The sequence below is a fragment of the Alteromonas sp. H39 genome (genome assembly GCF_047556435.1).
Lineage (GTDB): Bacteria > Pseudomonadota > Gammaproteobacteria > Enterobacterales > Alteromonadaceae > Alteromonas.
Genome location: NZ_CP180210.1, coordinates 3,444,255 through 3,467,805 on the forward strand (window position 1 = coordinate 3,444,255; position 23,551 = coordinate 3,467,805).

At 47.1% G+C, this 23,551-nt stretch carries 17 protein-coding genes and 3 pseudogenes; 9 read left to right on the forward strand and 11 right to left on the reverse strand.

The features are described from left to right. The first annotated feature begins 18 nt into the window (after window positions 1–18). Window positions 19–1,140, forward strand: a complete 1,122-nt coding sequence (locus ACLBLI_RS15085) for a GIY-YIG nuclease family protein (RefSeq protein WP_414828413.1) — start codon at window positions 19–21, stop codon at window positions 1,138–1,140. A 292-nt stretch (window positions 1,141–1,432) separates the two neighbouring features. On the opposite strand, the pseudogene ACLBLI_RS15090 reads toward ACLBLI_RS15085, so the two are convergent. After that, window positions 1,433–1,930, reverse strand: a pseudogene (locus ACLBLI_RS15090) (ISL3 family transposase); the annotation flags it as partial. 106 nt (window positions 1,931–2,036) lie between these two features. On the opposite strand from ACLBLI_RS15090, the gene ACLBLI_RS15095 reads away from it, so the two are divergent. Beyond that, entirely contained in the window at window positions 2,037–4,178 is a 2,142-nt protein-coding gene (locus ACLBLI_RS15095; protein ID WP_414828414.1) for a TonB-dependent receptor family protein, read from the forward strand. A gap of 1,260 nt (window positions 4,179–5,438) precedes the next feature. On the opposite strand, the gene tnpC is transcribed toward ACLBLI_RS15095, so the two are convergent. The 5 genes from tnpC to tnpA (ACLBLI_RS15120) form a co-directional block, all read right to left on the reverse strand. Continuing rightward, window positions 5,439–6,944 (reverse strand): IS66 family transposase, encoded by a 1,506-nt coding sequence (gene tnpC, locus ACLBLI_RS15100; RefSeq protein WP_414830974.1) that lies wholly within the window; start codon window positions 6,942–6,944, stop codon window positions 5,439–5,441. An 86-nt stretch (window positions 6,945–7,030) separates the two neighbouring features. Next, complete coding sequence (gene tnpB, locus ACLBLI_RS15105; protein WP_414828415.1) at window positions 7,031–7,381, reverse strand: IS66 family insertion sequence element accessory protein TnpB; 351 nt, start codon at window positions 7,379–7,381, stop codon at window positions 7,031–7,033. After that, a complete protein-coding gene (tnpA, locus tag ACLBLI_RS15110) occupies window positions 7,378–7,695 on the reverse strand; it encodes an IS66 family insertion sequence element accessory protein TnpA (RefSeq protein WP_414828416.1) in 318 nt (105 codons plus the stop codon). The genes tnpB (ACLBLI_RS15105) and tnpA (ACLBLI_RS15110) overlap by 4 nt, the downstream gene beginning before the upstream one ends. A 60-nt stretch (window positions 7,696–7,755) precedes the next feature. Further along, window positions 7,756–8,100: an IS66 family insertion sequence element accessory protein TnpB gene (tnpB, locus tag ACLBLI_RS15115; RefSeq protein ID WP_414828417.1), complete on the reverse strand. Its 345-nt coding sequence runs from the start codon at window positions 8,098–8,100 to the stop codon at window positions 7,756–7,758. Next, window positions 8,097–8,414: an IS66 family insertion sequence element accessory protein TnpA gene (gene tnpA, locus ACLBLI_RS15120; RefSeq protein ID WP_414828416.1), complete on the reverse strand. Its 318-nt coding sequence runs from the start codon at window positions 8,412–8,414 to the stop codon at window positions 8,097–8,099. The genes tnpB (ACLBLI_RS15115) and tnpA (ACLBLI_RS15120) overlap by 4 nt, the downstream gene beginning before the upstream one ends. 10 nt (window positions 8,415–8,424) lie before the next feature. Between tnpA (ACLBLI_RS15120) and ACLBLI_RS15125 the strand changes: the two genes are divergently transcribed. The 3 genes and pseudogenes from ACLBLI_RS15125 (at window position 8,425) to ACLBLI_RS15135 (ending at window position 12,644) form a co-directional block, all read left to right on the forward strand. Continuing rightward, the gene (locus tag ACLBLI_RS15125) at window positions 8,425–8,940 is read left to right on the forward strand and encodes a hypothetical protein (RefSeq protein WP_414828418.1); all 516 of its coding nucleotides are present in this window, start codon (window positions 8,425–8,427) and stop codon (window positions 8,938–8,940) included. Between the two features lie 106 nt (window positions 8,941–9,046). Beyond that, a pseudogene (locus ACLBLI_RS15130) lies at window positions 9,047–10,199 on the forward strand (IS3 family transposase). A 924-nt stretch (window positions 10,200–11,123) separates the two neighbouring features. Further along, complete coding sequence (locus ACLBLI_RS15135; RefSeq protein ID WP_414828419.1) at window positions 11,124–12,644, forward strand: ISNCY family transposase; 1,521 nt, start codon at window positions 11,124–11,126, stop codon at window positions 12,642–12,644. 209 nt (window positions 12,645–12,853) lie between these two features. Here the strand turns inward: ACLBLI_RS15135 and ACLBLI_RS15140 are convergent, their stop codons facing one another. The 4 genes and pseudogenes from ACLBLI_RS15140 to ACLBLI_RS15155 form a co-directional block, all read right to left on the reverse strand. Continuing rightward, window positions 12,854–14,140, reverse strand: a complete 1,287-nt coding sequence (locus ACLBLI_RS15140) for a tyrosine-type recombinase/integrase (protein WP_414828420.1) — start codon at window positions 14,138–14,140, stop codon at window positions 12,854–12,856. A gap of 134 nt (window positions 14,141–14,274) precedes the next feature. Continuing rightward, window positions 14,275–14,928 (reverse strand): annotated as a pseudogene (locus ACLBLI_RS15145) (cation diffusion facilitator family transporter); the annotation flags it as partial. Window positions 14,929–15,153: 225 nt separating this feature from the next. Next, on the reverse strand, window positions 15,154–15,786 hold the full coding sequence (locus ACLBLI_RS15150) for a cation diffusion facilitator family transporter (RefSeq protein WP_015067954.1): 633 nt from the start codon (window positions 15,784–15,786) through the stop codon (window positions 15,154–15,156). A gap of 254 nt (window positions 15,787–16,040) precedes the next feature. Continuing rightward, entirely contained in the window at window positions 16,041–16,184 is a 144-nt protein-coding gene (locus ACLBLI_RS15155) for a hypothetical protein (RefSeq protein ID WP_015067955.1), read from the reverse strand. Window positions 16,185–17,432: 1,248 nt separating this feature from the next. On the opposite strand from ACLBLI_RS15155, the gene ACLBLI_RS15160 reads away from it, so the two are divergent. Further along, window positions 17,433–17,678 carry a DUF4235 domain-containing protein gene (locus ACLBLI_RS15160; protein WP_414828421.1) on the forward strand — a complete coding sequence of 82 codons (246 nt, stop codon included), beginning with the start codon at window positions 17,433–17,435 and terminating at the stop codon, window positions 17,676–17,678. Between the two features lie 313 nt (window positions 17,679–17,991). Here the strand turns inward: ACLBLI_RS15160 and ACLBLI_RS15165 are convergent, their stop codons facing one another. After that, window positions 17,992–18,900 carry a MipA/OmpV family protein gene (locus ACLBLI_RS15165; RefSeq protein WP_414828422.1) on the reverse strand — a complete coding sequence of 303 codons (909 nt, stop codon included), beginning with the start codon at window positions 18,898–18,900 and terminating at the stop codon, window positions 17,992–17,994. Between the two features lie 539 nt (window positions 18,901–19,439). Here ACLBLI_RS15165 and ACLBLI_RS15170 point away from each other — a divergent pair. The 3 genes from ACLBLI_RS15170 to ACLBLI_RS15180 all read left to right on the forward strand — a co-directional run bounded on the left by ACLBLI_RS15170 (window position 19,440) and on the right by ACLBLI_RS15180 (window position 23,549). Beyond that, window positions 19,440–19,613 (forward strand): hypothetical protein, encoded by a 174-nt coding sequence (locus ACLBLI_RS15170; RefSeq protein WP_414828423.1) that lies wholly within the window; start codon window positions 19,440–19,442, stop codon window positions 19,611–19,613. Between the two features lie 679 nt (window positions 19,614–20,292). After that, window positions 20,293–20,733, forward strand: coding sequence for a DUF3010 family protein (locus tag ACLBLI_RS15175; RefSeq protein WP_414828424.1), 441 nt, complete (start codon window positions 20,293–20,295; stop codon window positions 20,731–20,733). A gap of 431 nt (window positions 20,734–21,164) precedes the next feature. Beyond that, entirely contained in the window at window positions 21,165–23,549 is a 2,385-nt protein-coding gene (locus ACLBLI_RS15180) for a TonB-dependent receptor (protein WP_414828425.1), read from the forward strand. Window positions 23,550–23,551: the final 2 nt, after the last annotated feature.

Below are 23,551 nucleotides of genomic sequence, written 5' to 3' on the forward strand. Positions count from 1 at the left end.
AAAAACGGTTAAAACACAATGCAGCTTGGCGATTATGGCATTGCGCTTTTGCCTTTTAGCTTAAAGTTAAGTGAAGAAAGCCGAATGGAATATTTAGCAGATTACAACGATGGTTATGTTTATATCCTTGAGGTAAAGGATATTGACCTTCCCGTATGCAAAATCGGAATGACAACAAGAACTCCTTATCAAAGATGCGATGAAATTAACAACAGCTCTACTGGCGATTTCATTTGGTCGGTAGCCCATTACATTGCCGTCGATGACTGTAAAAAACTAGAGTCTCTTGTTCATTCAAAGTTAGCCCCTCTTCGTCAAAAAGGTCGTGAATTTTTTAATACGAATGCTGATGATGCATATACGGCACTACTATCTATATTTGAGAAGCAAACACAAATAAAGAAGATAAATATTGAAGAAATAGTACCGCAAAAAAATCAATTGATAAGGAAATATAAATCAAGAAAGCGTAAGAACACTTTCAAACGCATTGATTCTGAATACATAGAACTACTTCAACTCTTTGCCTCATTGCTTAACGTCAAAGGCAGGCCTTTTGGTCAGCTAAATAAACCCAGTTTTGGTATGAGCGATGGAAGTGAGGGAGTGCAATGGAATCTGTCAGTCTCAACTGATACGGAGAGTATCCGTCTCGGAGTAAATTTGGAAGGCATGAAGTATAGCGATTGGCCGATTTCAAAGTTTATTCTGTCAGAATTAGATAACCCGAAAATCGCTGAGATAACTTCAAATTTAAAAAATCCGGGCAATATATTTATTTGCTTCTCAAGAGATGCCTGGCAAGTTACATCTAGGCCAGCAATTATTGAGAGACACCTTGGTGGTAAAGAATTTTCGTTAGCTGAAATGGATGCTCATCAATGGTCAAATACGCTAAAAGAAGCTTTGGGCTGCTTGAATAAAGAAAGCAATTATCACGGCCGAGCTAAACAAACTGTAACGCTAGAGAATAGACCAAGGAGTGGAGAGCAGGTGCGTGTTATGGAGGTCTCACCTCATTTGACAATATGGTCCCCCTTGAGTTTGAGTGGAAACATACGAGAGAATCTTGAAAATAAAATAGCGGAGTTGAAGCCTGTCTATGATTGGATCAAAGAAGCTAGTGCAAGTGAGTCGTGAAATCATTACCTACAATCGCTTTCACTTGGAAAAAATAAAGCTGCACCGCTTCGTTCTGCAACTTTATTTTCCTAGTGATACGGTGTATTAAACGTCTGCTGTTTATCAAAAACAGTTGATAAAATTTTGCTTACCAACGACTGTAAATTGCTCACGTTCTTCTGATTGAATACGCCTTGATTTTTAGTAGAATCATTCTGATGGTTTACATATGCAGTAAGGGATTGAGTTGGCTGAAAATTTGGGGTATCCGGATTAAGTGGTTGATGATCCCCTCTGATCCACCAAAACCTTAATCCTCCCAGAAGGTTGATAGATCGACGCCGTAGTTCTTCTCGGCCTCGGGGAGACCCATGCTGTAGGTCATGGTGGCCTTGCCCAGGAACGGAGATTCCTTGGTCTGTGGCGTCTTCTTCTTGTGCTTGGTGGTGTAGAGCATCCGGGCCCGCATCACCTCGAATGAATAGCCCCGGCCATCGCGGTTCTTGTCCTTGGCCAGCCGGTTGATCGACTCCGTGAAGGCGTTGGTGATTGGGATGTCGGTCTCGAAGTAGGTCAGCACCTCCTCACGCCAGCCACTGACGGCGCTAACGAGATCCTTCCAGACCTCCTTCTGCCCCTGCGGGATGCCGTCAACCCAGGCAGCCAACGCCTTCTCAGCATCCCGCCGGGTGGCACAGCCCCAGATGTGGTAGAACCGCTCCTTGTGCTCATAGGCTGCCAGGAGCTGGGGGAAGGCCCCTGTCCAGGTTTCCATGATGAGACGCTCGCGGTCTGAGACGTCGTGAGCCGATTAGCAATTGACTTAATAGTTACAAAGCCATAAAGTTTCGCAACGTAATGCTAATGATTATCACTTGTACCCAGAAACTTAAATGATAACGGAGAACAACCGTATGTTTAGACCTTCCCAACTATCACTGGCTGTGGCGATCAGCCTCGCCCCTGCCTTGGGCTATGCCGCTGGCGATGACCAGCCCCAGACCCTTGAAGTCCTGGAAATCATTGGCGATGCGTCCGCAGCCCAGACCTTGCCAGGGTCAGGCTACGTCGTTGGTGAGGAGCAGTTGAAAACCGAGGTTGAGACCGACATCAACCAGGTACTGAAAACCGTCCCGGGCGTCTATGTGCGGGAAGAAGAAGGCCTGGGCCTGCGCCCCAATATCGGCATCCGCGGCGCCACGGCCGAGCGCAGCAGTAATATTACCCTGATGGAAGATGGCATTCTGATCGCACCGGCACCCTACTCCAATCCGGCCGCCTATTATTTTCCGACACTGAAGCGCATGTCCTCGCTGGAAGTACTCAAGGGTGCCCCGCTGCTGCGCTATGGCCCGCAAACCACCGGTGGTGTCATCAACCTGATTTCCACACCCATTCCCGATCAGCGGCAGGGCTATGTTGAGACAGTCACCAACGACCGCGGCTCCACCGACGTTCATGTAACCTATGGTGACACGGCCGGCGACTGGGGCTACCTGCTTGAGACCGTCCAGCGCTCCGCGAAAGGCTTCAAGGAGATTGACCGCAGCGGCCGCGATACCGGCTTTGATATCGAGGACTACGTCGGCAAGCTGCGCTGGCAGGGAGAGCGCCAGAGCGTGACCGCCAAGCTGCAATACTCCGAGGAAACCTCCAACTCCAGTTACCTCGGCCTGACCGATGCGGACTTCAGCCAGGACCCGAACCGGCGCTACGGGCTATCCAGTATCGACCAGATGAACAACACAAAATCCGGTATCAGCCTGACCCATCAGTTCGACTGGAGTAACACCGTAAGCAGCACCGCTACCCTCTACCGCAACGACTTCAAGCGGAACTGGTTCAAGCTCAGCGATGGCGGAAGCATCATCGACATGGCCAACCGCGGCGACGCCAATGCCCAGGGTATTCTGGACGGCACAGTTGACGCCAGCGGCCTGGATTACAAAAACAACGCCAGGGACTACCTGTCCCAGGGCGTGCAGGTAAACTTTAATGTCGACATGGGCAGCCACCAGTTTGATTTCGGCGCCCGCGCCCACGAAGATGAAATGGATCGCTTCCAGCCGGTCGATGTTTATGATCAGGTCAACGGTTCTCTGGTGTTCCAGAACACGATCGCCCCCACCGGCAGCAATAATCGCTTTGAGACCGGCGAAGCCCTGAGCTTCTGGGCAATCGACAAGTGGCAGGCGACGGACAAGCTCAATATCAACCTCGCTCTGCGCTACGAGGATGTACAGACCAGCCGCACCCAATACGCGGATCCCGGCCGCACGACCGTCGACAGCACCCGCGCCAATGACAGTGCTGAACTCCTGCCCGGCGCTTCCTTTACCTATGACCTGTCCCAAAGCTGGCAGGTTCTGGGTGGCGTGCACCGGGGTTTCTCCCCTCTCGGAGGTGGTGCCAGGGCAAACGAAGATCCGGAAACCAGCAAGAACTGGGAGGCCGGCCTCCGGTACTTTGGCAATGCGTTCTTCGCGGAAATGATCGGCTTCTACAGCGACTTCTCCAACAAGGCCGAAAACTGTTCCGTGGGCTCGCCGTGCAGCAATGGCGCCACCTCTGGCAGTTTTGTAACCGGCGAGGCTGAAATTTCCGGTGTTGAGTTCCAGCTCCAGACCGGCACCCGGGCAGGCGAGTTCTACCTTCCGATCAGCCTTACCTACACCTTTACCCAGGCGGAAATCAGCAAGGACAATGCCGCTTCGGGCCTGAAAAAAGGCGAGCAGCTCAAGGACGTACCTAAAAACCAGATGAGCTTCCGGACAGGCATGGAACACCCGAGTGGCTGGGACAACTACCTTGTGGCCACCTACGTCGATGAGATGTGTGTCAGCGCAGGATGCAACAACACCGCCACGAAACTGGACGAGACCGAGTCCCTGTTCCTGGTCGATTTCATCAGCCGCTACGCACTGACCGCCAGTGCCGATGTCTTCCTGAAAGTGGACAACCTGTTCGATGAACAGCAAATTGTTGCACGTTTGCCCGATGGCGCCATGGCTAACCTGCCGCGCACCGCTTCACTGGGGATCAGCGTTAATTTCTGATCAACAACCCAAGGCCAACTGATCGGCGGCGAGTTCGCCTTTGCATTCCCTCTCTGTCATAGCCCCGGTTTCCAACCGGGGTTTTCTGGCTATGAGAGACCTAACAACCTAATCCCGACAGACTGCCAGACGACTCCACGTGCGCGTCGGTGCGCCCCTTTTTCAGGAATTGATTATTGCCAGATAGCTATGTACACAGAAACTTCAGATGAACTCTATTCAGGGCGGGGCAGAATCGAGTAGGAGGGGGAGTCGCCTCCCCCGTCCTCTCACACCACCGGGCAAACGGATCCGTACCACGGCGGTTCCTGTCCCCCATTATCGGGCTGAGCTTCGTTCCGCTGAATTCGCTCGCCTGTGTGCTCTGAGCGCTTCGACAGTCTTTGGGCTTCCGGCCCGCCATACAGTTATCGAGAGCCCTCCGGGGAGGCTTCTGCTCGTACACATCAGAGAGTGGTCAACTATCCACTCGTGACAGGTTCAGCCCTTCAGCTCTTGGTTAGAGAGCCTAATATGGCCTCTGCTGACTCCTGTTCGCCCATCCCGACACCTCACGGTGTCGGTAGCCAGTGGCAGGCGAACAGGCCTCCCAGGGTAAGACGCGCGACCTTCCTCCCATCTACCCGCCGCATCTACTTCCACATCTTCTGGATAGCTATTGGGCTTCGAGTTTCATGGCCCTCTCGCCCAGATGTGGCTGCCTCATATGCGGTTCCTGTTCGTCGGGCCAGGAGTTTGCCTACAGCTTCCTTCAGATTCCGCCTCACGACGAACACCCTTGCTGTTCAGCTAACGGTTCCCGCTATCAGGGTCCGTAGGGGACTTTCACCCCCAAGTCATCCGGCCCCTCTTGTCCTGGCCAATTCCACAGCTTCCCGAGCATGAACCAGGTAGTCCGGTTCTCCTTCGCTTTATCAACGGCGGCCAAGTAAGCGGCTATGGCTTCAAGTGTGGTTATGTAGGGCCTATCAACCAGTTAATCCGTTGTGAGTTTTGCTTGTCGCCCACCTTTCAATTTCGCATAGCAACCAGATAATCCGGATACCCAAAATTTGAAAGCGTTGATTTTTTGGTTTGTGATATATGCTTCGTTGAGTTCCTGGGCACAGGCCAACACTGTTCATTCTGGAGAACATCTGACGAGACTGGATCAAGACTCATTCACACTGCCATTTACAGTTGAAGATAACGCTATCATCGCAAAGGCAGAGATAGAGTCACTTAAAGTGGGTTTGCGAGGTAACCGTCCGGTAATCCCACCTAGCGCTTAGCAAACTGCCATGGTAGTAGCAGTTCGATATCGGCTTCAGGTTTGCTGAGTTGCTCCAAGCTGTCCATGACATACTCGAACACATTGAGGTCATTTGCCTTCGCCGTTTCGATGATGCTGTAGAGGATGGCGCTGGCATTGGCTCCGGTTGCAGTCTGGCTGAACAGCCAGTTCTTTCTGCCTATAACGAACGGTTTGATTGCCCGTTCTGCACGGTTATTGTCGATGGTAAGGTGTCCATCGAGTGTGTAACGAAACAGTTTATGCCATTGATTGAGGCAGTATTGTATTGCCTCACCCAGTTTGGTTTTCGGTAACACCTGTTGAGCTGATTTTGTCAGCCAGGTTTCAAGTTGATTAAGCAGCGGCAGGCTTTTTTCCTGGCGTAGCGCATAGCGGTTTGCAGCGGTTTCTTCTTTTAACTGCGTTTCTACACGGTAGAGTTTCTGGATGTGGTTCAGTGCCCAATCGGCTTTACCACTGCCTTTACTGCCAGCCCCTTTTTTCGCCTCCATGAACTTACGTCTGGCATGGGCCCAGCAGCCAACTAAGGTGGCCTGTGTTTGTTCATAGCCCTGATAGCCATCCACTTGCAGGTAACCGTGATAACCGCCAAGGAAGTCCACGGCACATTGTCCGGCACGACTATTGTGATAATCGTACAGCACGATATTGGGTATAGCTGAACCACTTGTTGCTGTCTGGAGTGAATCCGCGCCAGTGGCATACAACCACATATAGCTGGTCGATTTATCTGAATCGACAACCTTCAGCGTGGTTTCATCCGCCTGGATAACCGGTTGCTGTAGCAGGTGTTGATGAAGCTGGTCGTAGAGCGGTTTAAATAACTCTGCGCAGCGGATTATCCAGTCAGCCATGGTCTTGCGGCTTATTTCGATACCGTGTTGTTTGAACATGGCTTCCTGCCGGTAGAGCGGCAGACCATACTGGTATTTGCTGGTGATTATCTGGCTTAGCAGGCTGGGCGTTGCATAGCCCTTGGGGATAACACTGTGTGGCACCGGCGCCTGTTTTACCGAGTTGCTGATACCATCCTTTTCACAGGTACGACACGCATACTTCGGACGTACATGCTCAATCACTTTCACCTGAGCAGGGATAAACTGAAGCTTCTCAGATTTATCCTCGCCAATGCAGTGCAATGTACCTGCGCAGCAATCACAGACTTTATCTTCATCGGGAATATCATGGATGATAACTTCACGCGGCAAGTCTTCAGGCAACGGTTTGCGCTTAGGCTTATTGCGTGTGTAGCTGATGGTTTCCTGATCTGCCGATGCATCCTCAACAACCAGTTCCTCCACCTCATTAAACAGTTCGCCCTGACCAGGGTGGCCTTCGGCGCTTTTACCAAACTGCTTTTGCTGTGCAATGCGGAACTGCTCTTCGAGATATTGATAACGCGCCATTACCTGCGATAACATTTTTTTCAATGTCGCCGGGTCGTCTGGTAAATTCTCGATATCAATATTCATGACATAATTATCACGCAATAACATATTGATTGCCCGATATTATTCAGACTATTTCGTGATCGATAATCGCTGTTTATGATCACCGGTTATAAGCCGGAAGCCGTGTAATTCAAAGGCTGATGTCCTATCACATCAAAGCCGGATAATAACCACTGCAACTGTTTTTCACTCAGTTGCATGTGTTTCAACTCAGCATCACTTGGCCATTTAAAGCGGTGCTTCTCCAACCGCTTATACCAGAGCGCGAAGCCGGTTTTATCCCAGTAAAGCACCTTCAGTTTATCCCGCTTTTTGTTACAGAAGACAAACAACGCATCCCGGAATGGGTTTAATTCCATCTGTTGTTCCACCACCACAATCAGGCCGTTGATAGATTTACGGAAGTCCACGTTATCCAGATAAAGGTAAATGTCAGAAGGCTCGACGAACATCCTCATTCGTTCAGCGCCTTCATCAGGCTGGCCAGCCAGTGGGGGCTGACATTGACGGGTAAACGCAATGTCGAAGAGGCGCATTCCAGCGAGAGAGCCTGGGCGACATCTTCAACACGTGACTCAACCGTTGTTACTTCACGCTTAACGTGAACAAATTTATTGTTGGTTCGTTGAGGCCGGATGTCACTGCGTCTGGCGTAAAAAGTCTGAATATTGATCTGGTGCTGACGGCAAAATGCCACCGCCGATAATCCACTCTGTTCCTGACGTTCGAAAAGGTCCAGCCAGGTATTTACATCTCGTCTCTGATATCGCATGAAGTTCTCCTTGATAAAAGAACACCATGCCGTAGCTATTTCAGGATTTGAATGTGGGGATTACCGGACGCTTACATTCAAAGGCTGATGTCCTATCACATCAAAGCCGGATAATAACCACTGCAACTGTTTTTCACTCAGTTGCATGTGTTTCAACTCAGCATCACTTGGCCATTTAAAGCGGTGCTTCTCCAACCGCTTATACCAGAGCGCGAAGCCGGTTTTATCCCAGTAAAGCACCTTCAGTTTATCCCGCTTTTTGTTACAGAAGACAAACAACGCATCCCGGAATGGGTTTAATTCCATCTGTTGTTCCACCACCACAATCAGGCCGTTGATAGATTTACGGAAGTCCACGTTATCCAGATAAAGGTAAATGTCAGAAGGCTCGACGAACATCCTCATTCGTTCAGCGCCTTCATCAGGCTGGCCAGCCAGTGGGGGCTGACATTGACGGGTAAACGCAATGTCGAAGAGGCGCATTCCAGCGAGAGAGCCTGGGCGACATCTTCAACACGTGACTCAACCGTTGTTACTTCACGCTTAACGTGAACAAATTTATTGTTGGTTCGTTGAGGCCGGATGTCACTGCGTCTGGCGTAAAAAGTCTGAATATTGATCTGGTGCTGACGGCAAAATGCCACCGCCGATAATCCACTCTGTTCCTGACGTTCGAAAAGGTCCAGCCAGGTATTTACATCTCGTCTCTGATATCGCATGAAGTTCTCCTTGATAAAAGAACACCATGCCGTAGCTATTTCAGGATTTGAATGTGGGGATTACCGGACGCTTACTTTGCGAGTTCAGTTTGAAAAGCCTTTGTCTGCTGACGGAGAAAACATTAGGGACGCAAAAAATATTCTTATAAAAAGTATTGGACCTCCGACTAATAACCTTCTTAAGCTCATTACTAAGCATTTTGGTTATCGATATGATGGTCAGACTGTTTTAAGCGAAGCCTTATTCCCGGTTGAGATTACTAACACTACAGATAGTAATAAGAATAAATTTCGAAGATTGTTATTACACTCTCAAACTGATGGGCCTTTAGGATCATTACTTCTCGACTTTCATAATTCAGACTTAATACTTGTAAAACACTCTGCGTCATCTATGGCTCTATTCCTGTTGGAATTGACCTCATCGCGTGAAGCACGCCCCCCTTCTCAACCAAAAGAAGGCATAAAAACGATGCCATGCATCTTTGATTTAGTTGCTGAACGTTATATTTGTAAACAGCTTTAAGAGCCAGTTATACCACTCCTAAAACTTAGGTAATCTGCGTTAGGGTTCTACCCAGATTTTACGGACACATCCATAAGAAGGCATAATGGGCCCAGAAGGAGTGTCTATGACCAAACGAAGAAAATATTCTCCAGAGTTTAAACGTGAAGCAGTTTTACTCACCCAGCAACCGGGTGTGAGCTGTCGCCAGATAGCACTGGATATCGGTGTTAATCCCAACCTGTTAAATCGCTGGAAGCGTGAAGCTAAACAAGCCAAAGACCAGGCATTTAAAGGCCATGGCAGCCCTCGTGATGAAGAAATGGCGAAACTGAAACGAGAACTAGCGAAAGTCAAAAAGGAACGCGATTTTTTGCGAGAAGCGGCAACGTTCTTCGCCAAAGAGTTACCGTAAGGTATCAGGCGATATCGCGTTGCCGCGAAAGCTTTGCAGTGCGCATGATGTGCCGCTGCCTGAACGTGTCACCGAGTGGTTATTACGCGTGGGTGGAGCGTCAGCCTAGTGCGCGTGACATCGCCAATGCACAACTGCTTGAGCGAATACGAGAAATTCACGACGACAGCGGCGGCATCATTGGCGCGCCGCGGATGCATGAAGACCTGCAAGCCGAAGGTATCGAGGTCAGCCTAAATCGTATCGCCAAGATTATGGCTGTGAACGGTATCTACGGCTGGCCGCGCAAAAAAGGAAGAGGCGCAAAACGAAAGTCAGTGCGTCCTTCCGGGCTTGCCAACCATCTTGAGCGTGACTTTACGGCGCAGGAGCCGGAAACCAAGTGGGTCACAGACATCACTGAAATCGCGACACTGGAAGGAAAGCTCTACCTGTGTGTGGTGCTTGACCTGTTCAGCAAACTCATCGTGGGCTGGTCAATGCATCATCGCCAGGACAGGCACATGGTCATGCGTGCCGTCGAAATGGCAGTCTGGCAGCGTCAGGAGCAACATAACGTAGTGCTGCACTCTGATCGCGGAACGCAATTTACCAGTGGTGATTATCAAAAACTGCTCAAGCGAGAGAATCTAACCAGTAGCATGAGTGCGGTAGGCCATTGTGCAGACAATGCCGCCTGCGAGGGCTTCTTCGGTGTACTAAAACGTGAACGGATTAACTACCGACAATACCGAACACGGGATGAAGCGAGGGCTGACATATTCGACTATATTGAGCTGTTTCATAATCCAAGAATGCGACGTAGACTAGCGAATCAGGACAACAAGTTTACGTCTTTATCAAACCGTCCGTGAAAACGGGGTAGAACCCTGTTTGTCTGTGTCACACCACAATTCATTGATAAATGTTCGTCGTGGCTTCTGTGGCTTATCTTTATTACTTTGCGGTTGGTAACTTATCTTATCTAGTAGCAGCTTTCCAAAATTTAGAGCGTTAAAAACATTTCTGTTCACTTCATTGCGAATGGTTCTGAATGATACGTCACGTCTAATACTTACGCCTCGCACCACAGCGTACTTGAACATTACTGCCTTAGAGTCAATCTGTGCATCGATAAGCTGTTCATGAATGTCTAATAGTTCGAGAACCTTAAGAAGCCTGTCGCGAGAACCGCGTAAGCTTTCAATGTCACTTTTGGACATTGCATTCTTTAAGGATTTGTGGTCATTACCGGCGTAAACTGAGAGTCGAATATTTGATTCATGTAAGTCGCGCATTTATCATCCTTTATGTAGGGTTGGTCTATTATTTAGACACATGTTCCTTTTGTATAGGGACTAAAAGTTCACAGCTACAGAAGAACTTCTAGCATGCGACTCAACTTCATGCTCAGCCGCAAAGCACTTTTGGGAGCTGGTATGTTACTGCAATTGAGCCATATTACCTTAAAAGAGCAGGGGAAATACTGCGAGTATACCTAAACATAAAATCTTACAGTCTTTGAGAAGAATTAATGCTTTACAAAATCAATTGAGACGGAACCGTCCGCTTCTTGTCTAAAGCAGCCCAACCTTTAGTTTAGGGCCGTCAGATTTGGTCTAACTCAAATTTCAAAACTGTCAGATCGTGTATGAGTCAGTACAATTGAATACTGTTAACACCAAGCGATTTTGTCGTACTTTAATTACCACGCGATTCTGTCGTAGTCGCTAATTACCAAGGGAAATTGACGGTTATCTTTAACCGTGTTCTTTGAATGTTTTGTTTGTACATTTGAGGAACGCTAAGGATGATTGTGTTGAATTCCAAAGCTCAATTGACGGTTGATGTCATCGCGAAAGTGGCTGAACGTAAAATTACGATAGCCAATGCCGCTAAGCTCCTCAATAAATCCAGACGTACTGTTGAACGTTATTTGCAGAATTACCGAAGCCAAGGGTTACAGTTCATTGTTCACGGAAATACAGGCAGCGAGCCAGTTAATAAAACGCCTGACAGGCTTAAGCAGCAAGTTCAGTCGCTAATCCGTGAGAAATACTATGACCTGAACCTGTTGCACCTAGCCGAGATGCTTGAGACTCACGAACACATTGTTGTTAAGCGCGAGACACTGCGTAAATGGGCACATGATATCCATCATGTAAAACGGGCCAAGCGCAGGCGCAGCCGTGTTCACAAACGCAGAGAGCGAATGGAAGCGCCAGGGTTAATGCTGCAAATGGACGGCAGCACACATCGCTGGTTCGGCGATAAGAAGTCGTGTTTAATCGCCATGATTGATGATGCCAACAGCGATATTCATGCTGAGTTCTTTCCGTCAGAAACGACTGAAGGATGTATGAAAGTAATGCGCTCAGTCGTTGAGAAATACGGTGTATTTAAAACCTTGTATGTTGATCGAGCCGGAATATTTGGTGGCCCTAAACGCTGCAACTTCTCCCAGATGCAACGGGCCTGTGAGGAGCTGGGCATTGAAATCATCTTTGCCAGTTCTCCTCAGGGGAAAGGCAGGATTGAACGCGCCTTCGATACCCTGCAAGACAGGTTGATACCGGAGTTACGACTTAACAATATTACTGATATGACGGGCGCAAATAGCTACCTCCAACACGTCTTCATCCCCCAGTTCTGGCGTAAAAACCTGGTTGTAAAATCAAGAACGTCAGACACCGAATATGCGCCTGTATCCCGCTACACCAATCTTGATGATATCTGCATCACCAAGGTCTACCGGAAAATACGTAATGACCATACGTTTAGCTACAGGGGGAAACTCTACTTCATCGACTCACCACTTAAGCACTCAATCGCAAACCAGAAAATTGAAATTCGTACCGGTAAAAATAAGCGGTTCGATGCTTACTTCGCTGGACGACAGCTACAGGTAACAGAAGTCACTGAGCCTGAAAAACTGTCCTCGGAAGACAATGAGATCCAGAAGAAGCTAGAGGTATTAGCTTTAGCTGACAGGCTCAGAAATGTGGCAGAAGCTTCCCGTCTTAGTGGCGTCTCACGCGATACGATTTACCGCCATCGTAAACTGATAAAACAAGGTGGAATAGAATCGCTAAAACGTCAGGAAACGCCGGATCTTCATCACAAAAATCGTACCGACAGAGCCATTGAGGAAGTGGTCATCGAATTCTCCCTAGCTAACCCACACCTGGGACAATCTAAGGTATCACGGCTGCTCAAGTCTGAAAGAAACGTCGACATTCACGCCAGCGGCGTTCGCAATATCTGGCTGAGGGAAAACATGAATACTACTGCGTTACGATTGGCAAAGCTTGCCGAAGCGCGGCAACATTGATAGTGTGATTACGTCAAAATCGCTTGGTACTTATACCGTCAGTATCCCTTGGTAATCACATCAGTACAATTGAATACCTTGTCTTAGCCGACTATCGTTTTCGCGTTAATGGTGGCCTGTATATCGCGTATTGCTGTCTGTTAAGCTTAGCCGCGACTTCTCAATACACGAGTCAATTAGTATAAGACTTCATCCACGTTACTACCGTTCTAAATACAGCCTCGCCTTTTATATTCCGTCTCCCACTCAGAAAAGCGTTTCGCTAGCACATCTTTAGTTTTTTGCTCCCGAGCTAAAGCTCGTTTACTTTTCTTCTGAGCAGCCTGCTTATCGAATGTGACGCCAGATAGCTCCTCCTCAAACATGCTTGGAACAACATGGCTGTAATGCTGTTCAATCATGGCTGTACTGGTTCCGCATTGTCTTGCGAGCACGTCAATGCGTAGGTGACGGCTCAGCAATTGCCAAGTGATGTAGGTGTGTCGCAATGAATAAAGCGATCTCGGACCGTCAGAACTACTTTTTAACTCGCATTCATCAAGTGCAGCGCTGAACGTCCGTCCCAATTCTTTTGTAGTGCTTCCATCAGCAAGCCTAAACAGTTTGTCATTGGGCTTTCGATTTGGAAAGCGATCTCTCAGCTCCATGAGCGGATAGACGATATCGTCTTTACACACGACCGTTCTTGTACCGGTATGCTTTGTCGTCTTGCCCTTTCGGATTTTGATTTTGAAGATGACTTGATGGTCTTGGCGTGTCATCTCAATGTCACCCCAGGTCAGTTCTTCCATCTCAGTACCAGGCCGGATACCGGTATTGACAACAACTTCTGCATAATCCAATAACAGTTCACGGATCTGGCGAGTCTTGTCTTTTCGACTATTATCACGCATCGACTCTATGGTTTCCAATACCTGCTCGTATTCTTCAAGCGTGAAAGCCGCTCTTCTTGCGCCCTGCTCTCCTGTGGCACTAAGCACAGGAACCTGTACTGCTAACATCCATTGCTTCTCAACGGCTTCCTTAAAGACCATCTGCAATGCGGCATTGTGGTTAAGCAGCGTTGACTTGTTAAGTAGACGACCGGCCTTCTTAATCCGCCAGATTTCAAATTCTTTTATCTTTTGCTGGTCTATCGATGTGACATAGGTTCTGTCGAAGAATGGAATGTGATAGCGCTTCAGCGCGCCGATATAGTCCTTGTAGCTAACTTTTCCACCACCGTGCAACAACGCATGTTCTATATTGGTAACTGCAAGGTTTGCTACATCTCGAAACCGCTTACTCTTGGTCAGCGTTCCGGTTTCGGCCTTTATCTTCCATTCCATACGCAGCAGACGCGCTGCCGCGATAGCTTCGTCTTTATCAACCTGTTTGGTTGACTTGCAATACCAAGTCCCAAATAGCTGAAAGCGTGCATACCACTTTTTGCTGTTGTCTTGGAGAAATACGTAGAGAGAGTCATCTACATTATATCGTGCGATTTGTGTTGCCATAGCCGTCCGCTTGCAAAGAATAAATACTGCGCTTACGACGAGTATAAACGGCTAAATGAAAATATCTATCTGTTTCCCAATAGAAAATAATAGGTCACGTTAATACACATTAACGTGACCTATCGCTTCTTTAGCTATTTGGTGTCACGACAATCTTCTAGACCATTCTCAACCTCTATGGTTGTATGTGACAATTCAAATTCATCCAAAGCATTCGCTATGCTTTCTTTCAACATTAGGTATTCAGCTTTCGACTCAAATTGACTAACGATGTGAACTGTCGCGACATGATGCTCACCATCTAGTGACCAGATATGCAGGTGATGCAGATTGCTAACAGCATCAAGTTCAAGCAATTTATCAGTCACGTTTTGTAAAAGGTCGTTGTCTGGTGACGCCTGAAAAAACAGTTTTACGGTGCTGATAAGATTTCGGATAACGTTGAACAGAATGAAAAGCGTAAATCCGATAGAAAGAACCGGATCCAGAACAGGCCAGTCTTTGAACTGCATAACAATAGCGACAATGAGTACCGCTACCCAACCTAAAACGTCTTCGAGTAAATGCCAGTTCAGAACTTTTTCATTCAGCGATTTACCACCTTGTAATTTATACGCGGCGAAGCCGTTGACCAGTACGCCAAGAATAGCCAGTGCAATCATGCCTTCTGTTTCTGGCATCTCTGGATTACTCAGCCGTGGCACTGCCTCATAAAGGACCCAGGCAGAACCAACGATTAAAACAATGCCGTTTATCAGCGCCCCGAGTAAGCTCAGCCGCCTCTTGCCATTGCGTTAAAAACTCACTCATTGTTCTCTCCTTTAAGACAATGTTAATCAATCGCCGATTCAATTAATGGCTTTATGGATTGCTGCGTATTTGTATCTCAACCATCGGTGCATGGAACATTACATTCTGTGCTGTATCATGATGCCTGAGCCTGAAGCACTTGGTTGATACGTGACGAAACAAGTCAGTGCTAAGAGAATGAATTATTTAAGGTGATGCGGGTATTACTTCTCATCAATACTGATGTCTCTTGCTTTAGTGTAAGCTTCCCAACCTTCTTTTGCTGCATAAGGTACAATGAGCAATGCCGCCACAGGATCAGCCCACCACCAACCAAACCAATTTACCAATAGCAAACCGGCAAGGACAACGATCGTTTGGTATAAGCAGATAAAGGTATCTTTAGCATCGGCGAGTAACGCCGGGCTATCCAGCTTGCGGCCATATTTTCTTTTGAAATGAATCAAAATCGGGTTGATAAGCAAGGAAGTAACTAAAATGATTAACCCCATAGTGCTCCAGCTTGACGTTTGCTGACTAAGAAGTTTTGTAACGGAATCATAAGATATAAATATGCAGACCAAAGTAAATGATACGGCAATCACGTAGAGAGTGATTTTCTTCCGTCTATTTACTTGTTTTTTATCAATTCCCTTAAGTTCGCCGTGTAGACGCCAGCCTAGCGTGGTAGCGCTTAACACCTCTATTGTACTGTCCAATGCCCACCCTATGAGCGCTGAACTATTAGCAATTATTCCTGCGATTAAAGCTACTATGACTTCAATTGCATCATAGATGACATTTAATATTTGAAGCGTTCTGGCCTTTTTTAAATCACTTTTTCTTGTTGGTTCCATGTTTTACCTTTTATATATTCCATCCAATAAAATCTTCATATTTTTTCGCACTCGTTCTATACTTGTTTCTTTAGAAGTCAAGTAAGCTAATTACGCCATTTCCAAAACTTGCCTGAGTACAGATAAGCACTGCGTACATGGGGTCCATTGTGACCAGGTTTTATAAAAGGGGCCTACCACATTTTCCAGACAACATTTACTAAAAAGGAAAAGAAATGACATTTGCTTGCGGGCTTGCAGACAAATGTTTAATTCTATTCATCACGCGCTTTATCTGAACGTAAGTATTTCCACAACGCAGCCACTGCCCCGATTAGGACCATCACTACCAGTAGCCAGATCAAACCCATACCTATCATCATTTCAACCCCCATCGTCTCTCCCATACAATTCATCATGATTTATGTACTCCCTAATTGAACCACCCGCATTTATGTAAACCGGCAAAGCCATAATGACGTCAAATTGAACCATCATAGGCCTTAGAGTGCAGTACCCTTAGACTAGAGGTAGGCGGGCACTCTTGGCTCCAATTTTTCCATAGGTTTTTGCGTTCGCTTTTTGTTGACAAAGACTTGGCTCATTGAGCTTATTAGGTAGCCAAGCACGAAAACCTAAAAAGCCATATAAACAGTGCCAAGGTAGTATGAGCAGTCTCTTGCCATTGCGTTAAAAACTCACTCATTGTTCCCACGTTTTTGGCGATGTTAATCCATCCCTGATTCAATTAATGGCTTTATGGATTGTTGCGTATTTGTACTTTAACTATTGGTGCGGGGATCATTTGGCAAGGCCTGACTTTCCTAGACACTTTCTATGTCCTTAAAATACTGCCTGTCATATTCTGTTGGTGACGTGCTTCCGTTGGCAGGATGAGGTGTTCCGGAAGACTATTACATTTGATGATTTTTACTATTACAACCTGATAAGTAAGCGGAAGAGATTTCTTGACATTGTTCGTAGGAATGAGGCCTGACTTTGCAAAGAATTTGCAAAGCTTCTCAATGTAAACATATACCCATGATTTCAATAAAGTAATGTATGCGCATTTATTTCAAAATCCGCCGACCGCAAGGTTGTGCCGGTTCAAGTCCGGCCTCTGGTACCATTAATACCTGTGCAACAATAAGCCGACCTTTGCGTCGGTTTTTTTGTGCCTGAATTTTATTACTCTCTGTCGTGTAGTGACATCCCAACGTCGCTCCAACTAACGTCCGCCCGCAGTAATATCTCTTAAGATTGTTAAAGCTAAACAGTAAAATTTGGCGTTACTGGTTACCTCCGCTCCTTCAGATCCCTCAGATCCCTCAGATCCCAAGACTACGAAATCCGAGTTTAATGCTGTTATTGCATTAGTGGTACTCACGAGAAGGGTATCAAGTTGGCGATTACTCTTATCGTCATGGGATAAACGCATAACTGTTTCTATAAGTGTGAGGTTGCACAACGACTCCCCTGGTCTTACTAGCATCGCGACCTGAAAACTGTTCGCGACTTGCTAATGCGTCTTCTGGTGTTTTTACCCGTTTATAACCAATTGGAATTCGTATTATCGGTACATAAATTGCTGAATAATTGTTTAACCTTTGCGAATCTTGAATGTAGCAAAGTGGCAACTCGGCAATTATTAACCAATGGAGAACAACATGAGTAGCAAACAGCTAATTACGACCGTAGGTATTGGACTTGCCGCCGCATCTGCAGGCATGTTAGCACGGAAATCGTTACAAAAGTCATGGGAAAAGGTTACCAATGAACCAGCTCCTAAAGACAAGAAAAATGAAAATACAGACCTTAAAGAGGCAGTAACATGGGCAGTAGTGTCAGGCATTGGTGCCGGCCTTGCTCGAATGGCCGTTCAATATGTAATTAACAAACGCGAATCTAAATAGCGCTCCAATAATTGATATCTCTTACAAGTGGCGACATTTATAAGAGGTATCAAAACTATCATTGTTTTTAGCGAATGGATTCAGCGGTAATCGTCCACTTACTTGCTGCGACTTATCAGTAACAGGTGCTTACCTATCTTTCGCATTTGCGATGTGGGTACCAATAAAAACTGGCTTACCGGAGGGCGGCTCTGTGCAGTCCAAGTGTCAGTTATATAAGATTCTGCCTCTGGTAACACGTTAAGATATCTACACAAACCGACGCAAGTCTGTTTTTGACCAGAATTAGCGGTTAGCAAAGAATTTAACTTCACTACCAGTTCGCCTTTGCTTCACTCTTGTATGCACGCCAGACAAATCCTACCCCGAAGCTGTAAGTAACATCTTTCTCGTAAAGTGGGCTGTCTTCGTTGGCGGAGCCTTGGTTTAATTGTACTGACGCGCCCAAAAAACCACGTACATTTTCAACAATCGGGAATGCAAGCCCGGCGGAAATTTCAGCACCTAAATACCCCCCTGCGGCGTCGTAGGCTGGCCTGAAATCAGTTGCGTACTGTGGTGCAACCTCGTAAAAATAATCGTGAAGCTTCTCTGTGCCCCAGGTCAACCGTGCCGAAAGGCTGAACCCGGTCTCTGGCAGAAAAACGCCACGCTGTTGATACCTTATCGTGGGTTCAATTACGAAGCCTCTGCTATCCACCCTTCCAAAATCAGTGGAAAAAACGGCTCTGGCCTGCATACGGGCATTGAGTCTTGCCTCGCCGCCGCCTTCAAACGAAAAGTCTTTTATTTTATAGATAAGTTGCGGGCCTACTTCGAACATGTAGTCGAGCTCAGGCATCCCCTCACGTACGCTACCCTCTTCACTTTCTGCTGAAAAAGCGCCGCCCACACTCACATCAACTTCAAAGTCGTCCTGTTCGACAAACACCGCGCGGGCACCGCCCTCCCCTCCTACCCGGAATATATCGCCCCGATAAATGACATAGGGGAGCGCCAATGCAACGACGTTTCTCTCGCCAGATGCCGGGTAGTTAGGTACCTCGACCACGCCGCCACCAACACCAACTTCCCAAAGGGGTTGTGTTTCTTTCAGCCCTTCAAAGCCAGTTAAATTGCGGTTTGGAGAATCGTTGGCACTAGCTTCTTCACCCTTAGCCCATGCGGTGGTACTAACAATTGCTAATGCTTTGAAAAATATGATCAGTGTAAATTTATTCAAATGGTAACTCTCTGGGAACGCCATCGTTGTAAAATTTTTCGATAGCATACATGGATTAGTAAATCTTAATACTGGCTTAGCGGTATCAAGGATTCTTGAATTGGAAAGGTTAACTATTTTTAAAGAGCCATTGAAGACGAATCGCTTCAAAGTCAGTTTTTTGTTGTGACGGCCAGCCAGATCCCGGCATCGGGTACCACGCTTTTCAGGTCTGCAGGCAAAGCCACACCATGCCGACGCAAGTCATTTTTGCCGGGTATTGTGTCACCGGCTCAACGCTTCAATACCTTTTTCAACTAAGGTCGCAGTAAATACAAAGCGTAACTGTCTGATGTGCCTCATGCCCCCATCCTTTATTAATAACAGGTAAGTCAGAGTCAATTTTATGGTAGCCGAAATTTCGTTTCGACTTAGCATTCGAGTTACCATAATTATTGAACATGAGTTCAGTTACATCTGGCTCTAAACTCCTGTAATTTTTACTTCGCTAAGCAATACAGACTTAGCGGAATATGGAATCGTAGTAAAAAGGAAATGGAATGAGAGAACTCAATGTTGACGAAACGAATGAAATTAGTGGCGGAATAGTAGCGCTATACTGGGTAGGCGTAGGCGCGGTTTGGGCTTACCGCTCATACAAAACGGTAAGGTTTGTTTCGCAAGCAATGGCTGGCGGCGCCTTATATGACGGTGCCAAGTCAATGATCCCCTAGCCGCAATAGCGTACGGCAAGGTCCGTACGCTCATTTCTGGAGCGTAACGATGCGTATAAATGAAAGTCGTTGTCCGTGCTGCCAAAGTAATATAGGACTGCACATGAAATCAAAGCTATTAGTACGCGAGACCATTACATGCCAAACCTGTGACACTACGTTAACTGTCAGTATTTTTTCAGCAGTACTCGCAACCTGTATTTTGGGAGTGCCGGCCTGGCTTCTATTCGACGAACTCTTTGCAGTTGCCGATATCCACCACTATTTGAAGCTTTTTTTAGGCTTCAGTGTTTGTATGTGCACGGCACGACTTGGTTTTCCATTCACCACACTTGCCCAGGTAAGGCGCTGAAGGTTTGCCTTTTGTATTCAGCGCTCACCCACAAATTGGCCTCGCGAGGGCTTTTAGCTGGCAACAACCTGACCATGGATTAAGGACGACTGCCATTTCCTGAGAACCCTGCCTTGCAACTGCATGCTTCAGGACTCGCTGAGTGACTGTAGACGTATTCGCACCTTCCTTAACGCTGAGGTTTCAGACATTTATCTCTGTGCATATTTCAATTCCAATTACGAAAAAATACATAAACAGACGAATGCCGGATAAAGGCAAAATACAGACTCTGTATCCACACTGAAAAACGTTATACTTACGCACAAATAGTTGAGGGAAAACAGAATGAAAGTCTTTGGTGTAGATCTAAAAGGTAATGAGGCGACATTGTGTCTGTTGTCGTTAGTCGATGGTGTGTTTCATATTCCCGATTGCCGAACCCGCCGTTTAACGTTGGCAGATACCAGCGCTAAGGGTCTGAAAAACTTTCAGAGCACGTTCGCTAAGTTGGTTGCTGATTACAAAGTTGATGCTGTGATCATTCGTCAGCGGCAGAGTAAAGGTAAATTTGCGGGAAGTGCAATTGGTTTTAAACTTGAGGCAGCAATTGAACTTATTGCGGATTTAGACGTTGTTGTCCTTGGGACAACAGAAATCAAAGAGTCGTTGCGCAAAAATCCTCTAGCAGTGCCGTTTTCTGAGACAGGCCTGAAGCAGTTTCAGGAGCCGGCATTCATTACAGCTTATGCATGGCTGATGAAAAATAACTACGCCCCTGACCATTAAAACATTAGCAGTAAGCTGCATGACTGTAATACGACTGCGAATTAGCCTCGGAGGCCTTGGGCATACTATTTAAAGTCACGGATTTGGCACTACTGTTAAAATTCGGCACGGACTCTGGGGCCAGAGTCTTTTCATAAGCTTGCTTCAGAGAGTTACCTTAAGCACAGCAAGAAAACAGATACTTCAGATTCCCCTAAGCTTACTTCAGCTCTCAACTAAGATATCGGCCATCATCATAAAGCCAGGCTCTAAACATCCCGTACAACCCCAAATTTTACGGGCACACCACTATTTGGCGACATTTTAGTCACATTCGCTCTGCTAGCATCTCACAGATGTATTCATCCCTGACCGTAACTACCTGAAGAGGCTGGCAATATGAGCAAACAATTGATGAAAAAATCGTGTTTACCCCAGATAGGGATAACACTATGACCAGATTATTGAAAAGCGTTTCAAGTTTGATTCTGTGGGCAGCCATTTTACTTATCCCACATGTTGTCTATGCAGCAGAAGCCCCCGGCGCGCTGACTTTTGTTGTCAAAAACCAAAATAATCAACGCCCGCTGTCAGGAGCTCAAATCACAATTAAAGAGCGGGAAACCGATTCTACGCAAACATCGGTAACCAACGAGCAAGGTCGGTTAGTCATTGAACAACTCGATCCTGGTTTATACTCAGTGAACATATCAAAAGACGGGTTTGGGTCATTGTTTGAGCCAAGTATTCGCGTAATTACCCGCAAAAACGTCAAATTAGAATTCGAACTTAGCGAATTCGCAATAGAGGTTGTGGAAGTCCGGGCGCAACAGACCGATATCTCTGCGTCAGGTTCACGTACCTATCTTGACAGAGAGGCCCTGCGAAGTGCAGTTGGTGGGGGAGCAGATCCACTTCTTTCATTGGATGGCTTACCGGGTCTGGCCTCTGCCAGTGAATTCGCTAGCTTTAGCGTTCGCGGACGTGGCCCACGAGATAACTTACTTTTCGTCGATGATTTCCCCTTTGATAAAGCCATACACTTCGATGCCACACTCGGTGAAGAAGAGGATGTTGGTGGTGGAGGCCGTTTCTCTATCTTTGCGCCTAATGTAATCAGCGGAGCGGAATTTTCACCAGGCGGTTGGGAGGCAGCGTACGGCGGACGTGCGGCATCGCTTCTCAAACTAGACGTTGCAGATGGCAACCCCAGCCCATCAGCAAGTTTCCGGTATGATCTCGCGGGCTATGAGATTGGCTATGATGGTCCGGCAGGTATTACTGAAGATGCGACTATGCTTGTATCGGCGCGACGGCTTGATTTCGGCCAATTGTTCGAGACGATCGAGGAACTGGATATCGGCGACCCCGTGCTTCGCGATGTCATTGTTAAATCTGTTGTACCAATCAATCAGGAACATACCGTAGAGGTTTTGCTGATGGATACGTATGAGGAGTATACCCGGGATGTGACGCATGTTGCTGAGTCGCCTAATTTCGAAGATGTCGCGCTGCAATATTCAGAGCAAGATAGCGATTTATATGGTCTGACACTGCGCTCGCTGATTGGCGATGACGCTGTCTGGACGAATAAGGTTTACTATCGCAGAAGCGATAAGGTGAGTTCGGAAGGTGAGGCTTTCCCTGACCTAGTCCCAGCGGATTCGCCTGCATCCAGTTATCCTGTGCGAGAAAATATTTTGACTGTTAACGAGGGTGAGAAAGAAATTGGCTGGCGAAGCGATTTTGAAACCTCGAATAAGTGGGGTCTGTTCAGTACGGGCTTAAGGGTTACGCAAATTGAGCTGGACTACAGCACCTTGCTGGATGGCGACTGGAACCGTTATGTGTACGACGACGATGACTTCAGATCTTCACCAGAACAACGTTATATTGTCCTGACTCCGGAAAATATCAATGCCTCAACAACTCAGAAGAACACGAGCTATGCCGGCTATGTCGATCAAATCTTTGAAGTTGGCGACTGGGACTTCAGAACTGGCCTGCGGGCAGAACGGGATGGCTTTGCAGACGAAAGCGTCGTATCCCCAAGGTTCAGTATAAATTGGAGACCAGACAACGACGTGAGATATTTTGCAACGGCAGGACTATTCCACCAATCACCACGATTTTTAGAGCTCGCGGCTGACGAATCAAACAATCTGAAAAATGAAAAGATTATGCATAGCAGTATCGGCTTTCAATATTTCCCGTACACCAACTGGTCATTGTTGACTGAAGTGTATTATCAGGACCTCGACAATCTGGTAGTGGATCTTGACAGAGCGAACGGCACATTTGCCAACATCGGTGAGGGAAATTCCTATGGCGTGGATGTTGTTATCAATGGCACCATCCTGGAAGGCCTTTACGCTACTGCCACTTATTCCTACAATGATGCGGTTATTGACAGGAAGGACGGCCGCGGCGAGGTCGCAGCAGAGTTTAATCGGGAACATGTTGCCACCCTCGGTTTAACCTGGGAAATCAACGATCGTTGGAAGGTCGCAGCTCGCTACAAATACCTCTCCGGCAGACCCGATGACGAGTTTATTATTCACGCCGATGTGTTGGGGCCTGGGCAACCTCTTCGTTATTCTAAAGAAATCACTGAGCGCAACGTGGGTCGCAAAAGCGGTTCCGGCTTGTTAAACGTCCGCGTTGATTACCGCCGCGCAGTGGGGCCCGTTGATATCACAGCGTTCCTTGACGTCATCAATGTGACAGAAGCCTCCACCAGCGATGACAGCGAGTTTGACTATCGCAGAGGCGTACAGGTTGAGGATGGTGGCGAAGCGGAACCGCTGATAGGTCTTCGCCTGGATTATGCCTGGTAAGG

Excerpts from the sequence above, each read along its gene's own strand:
- ACLBLI_RS15095 (WP_414828414.1), top strand. The coding sequence starts at position 2,037 with ATGTTTAGACCTTCCCAACTATCACTGGCTGTGGCGATCAGCCTCGCC.
- ACLBLI_RS15170 (WP_414828423.1), top strand. The coding sequence starts at position 19,440 with ATGAGAGAACTCAATGTTGACGAAACGAATGAAATTAGTGGCGGAATA.
- tnpB (WP_414828417.1), bottom strand. The coding sequence starts at position 8,100 with ATGAGGATGTTCGTCGAGCCTTCTGACATTTACCTTTATCTGGATAAC.
- ACLBLI_RS15085 (WP_414828413.1), top strand. The coding sequence starts at position 19 with ATGCAGCTTGGCGATTATGGCATTGCGCTTTTGCCTTTTAGCTTAAAG.
- ACLBLI_RS15150 (WP_015067954.1), bottom strand. The coding sequence starts at position 15,786 with ATGGAACCAACAAGAAAAAGTGATTTAAAAAAGGCCAGAACGCTTCAA.
- tnpC (WP_414830974.1), bottom strand. The coding sequence starts at position 6,944 with ATGAATATTGATATCGAGAATTTACCAGACGACCCGGCGACATTGAAA.
- tnpB (WP_414828415.1), bottom strand. The coding sequence starts at position 7,381 with ATGAGGATGTTCGTCGAGCCTTCTGACATTTACCTTTATCTGGATAAC.
- tnpA (WP_414828416.1), bottom strand. The coding sequence starts at position 7,695 with ATGCGATATCAGAGACGAGATGTAAATACCTGGCTGGACCTTTTCGAA.
- tnpA (WP_414828416.1), bottom strand. The coding sequence starts at position 8,414 with ATGCGATATCAGAGACGAGATGTAAATACCTGGCTGGACCTTTTCGAA.
- ACLBLI_RS15135 (WP_414828419.1), top strand. The coding sequence starts at position 11,124 with ATGATTGTGTTGAATTCCAAAGCTCAATTGACGGTTGATGTCATCGCG.
- ACLBLI_RS15140 (WP_414828420.1), bottom strand. The coding sequence starts at position 14,140 with ATGGCAACACAAATCGCACGATATAATGTAGATGACTCTCTCTACGTA.
- ACLBLI_RS15180 (WP_414828425.1), top strand. The coding sequence starts at position 21,165 with ATGACCAGATTATTGAAAAGCGTTTCAAGTTTGATTCTGTGGGCAGCC.
- ACLBLI_RS15160 (WP_414828421.1), top strand. The coding sequence starts at position 17,433 with ATGAGTAGCAAACAGCTAATTACGACCGTAGGTATTGGACTTGCCGCC.
- ACLBLI_RS15155 (WP_015067955.1), bottom strand. The coding sequence starts at position 16,184 with ATGATGAATTGTATGGGAGAGACGATGGGGGTTGAAATGATGATAGGT.
- ACLBLI_RS15175 (WP_414828424.1), top strand. The coding sequence starts at position 20,293 with ATGAAAGTCTTTGGTGTAGATCTAAAAGGTAATGAGGCGACATTGTGT.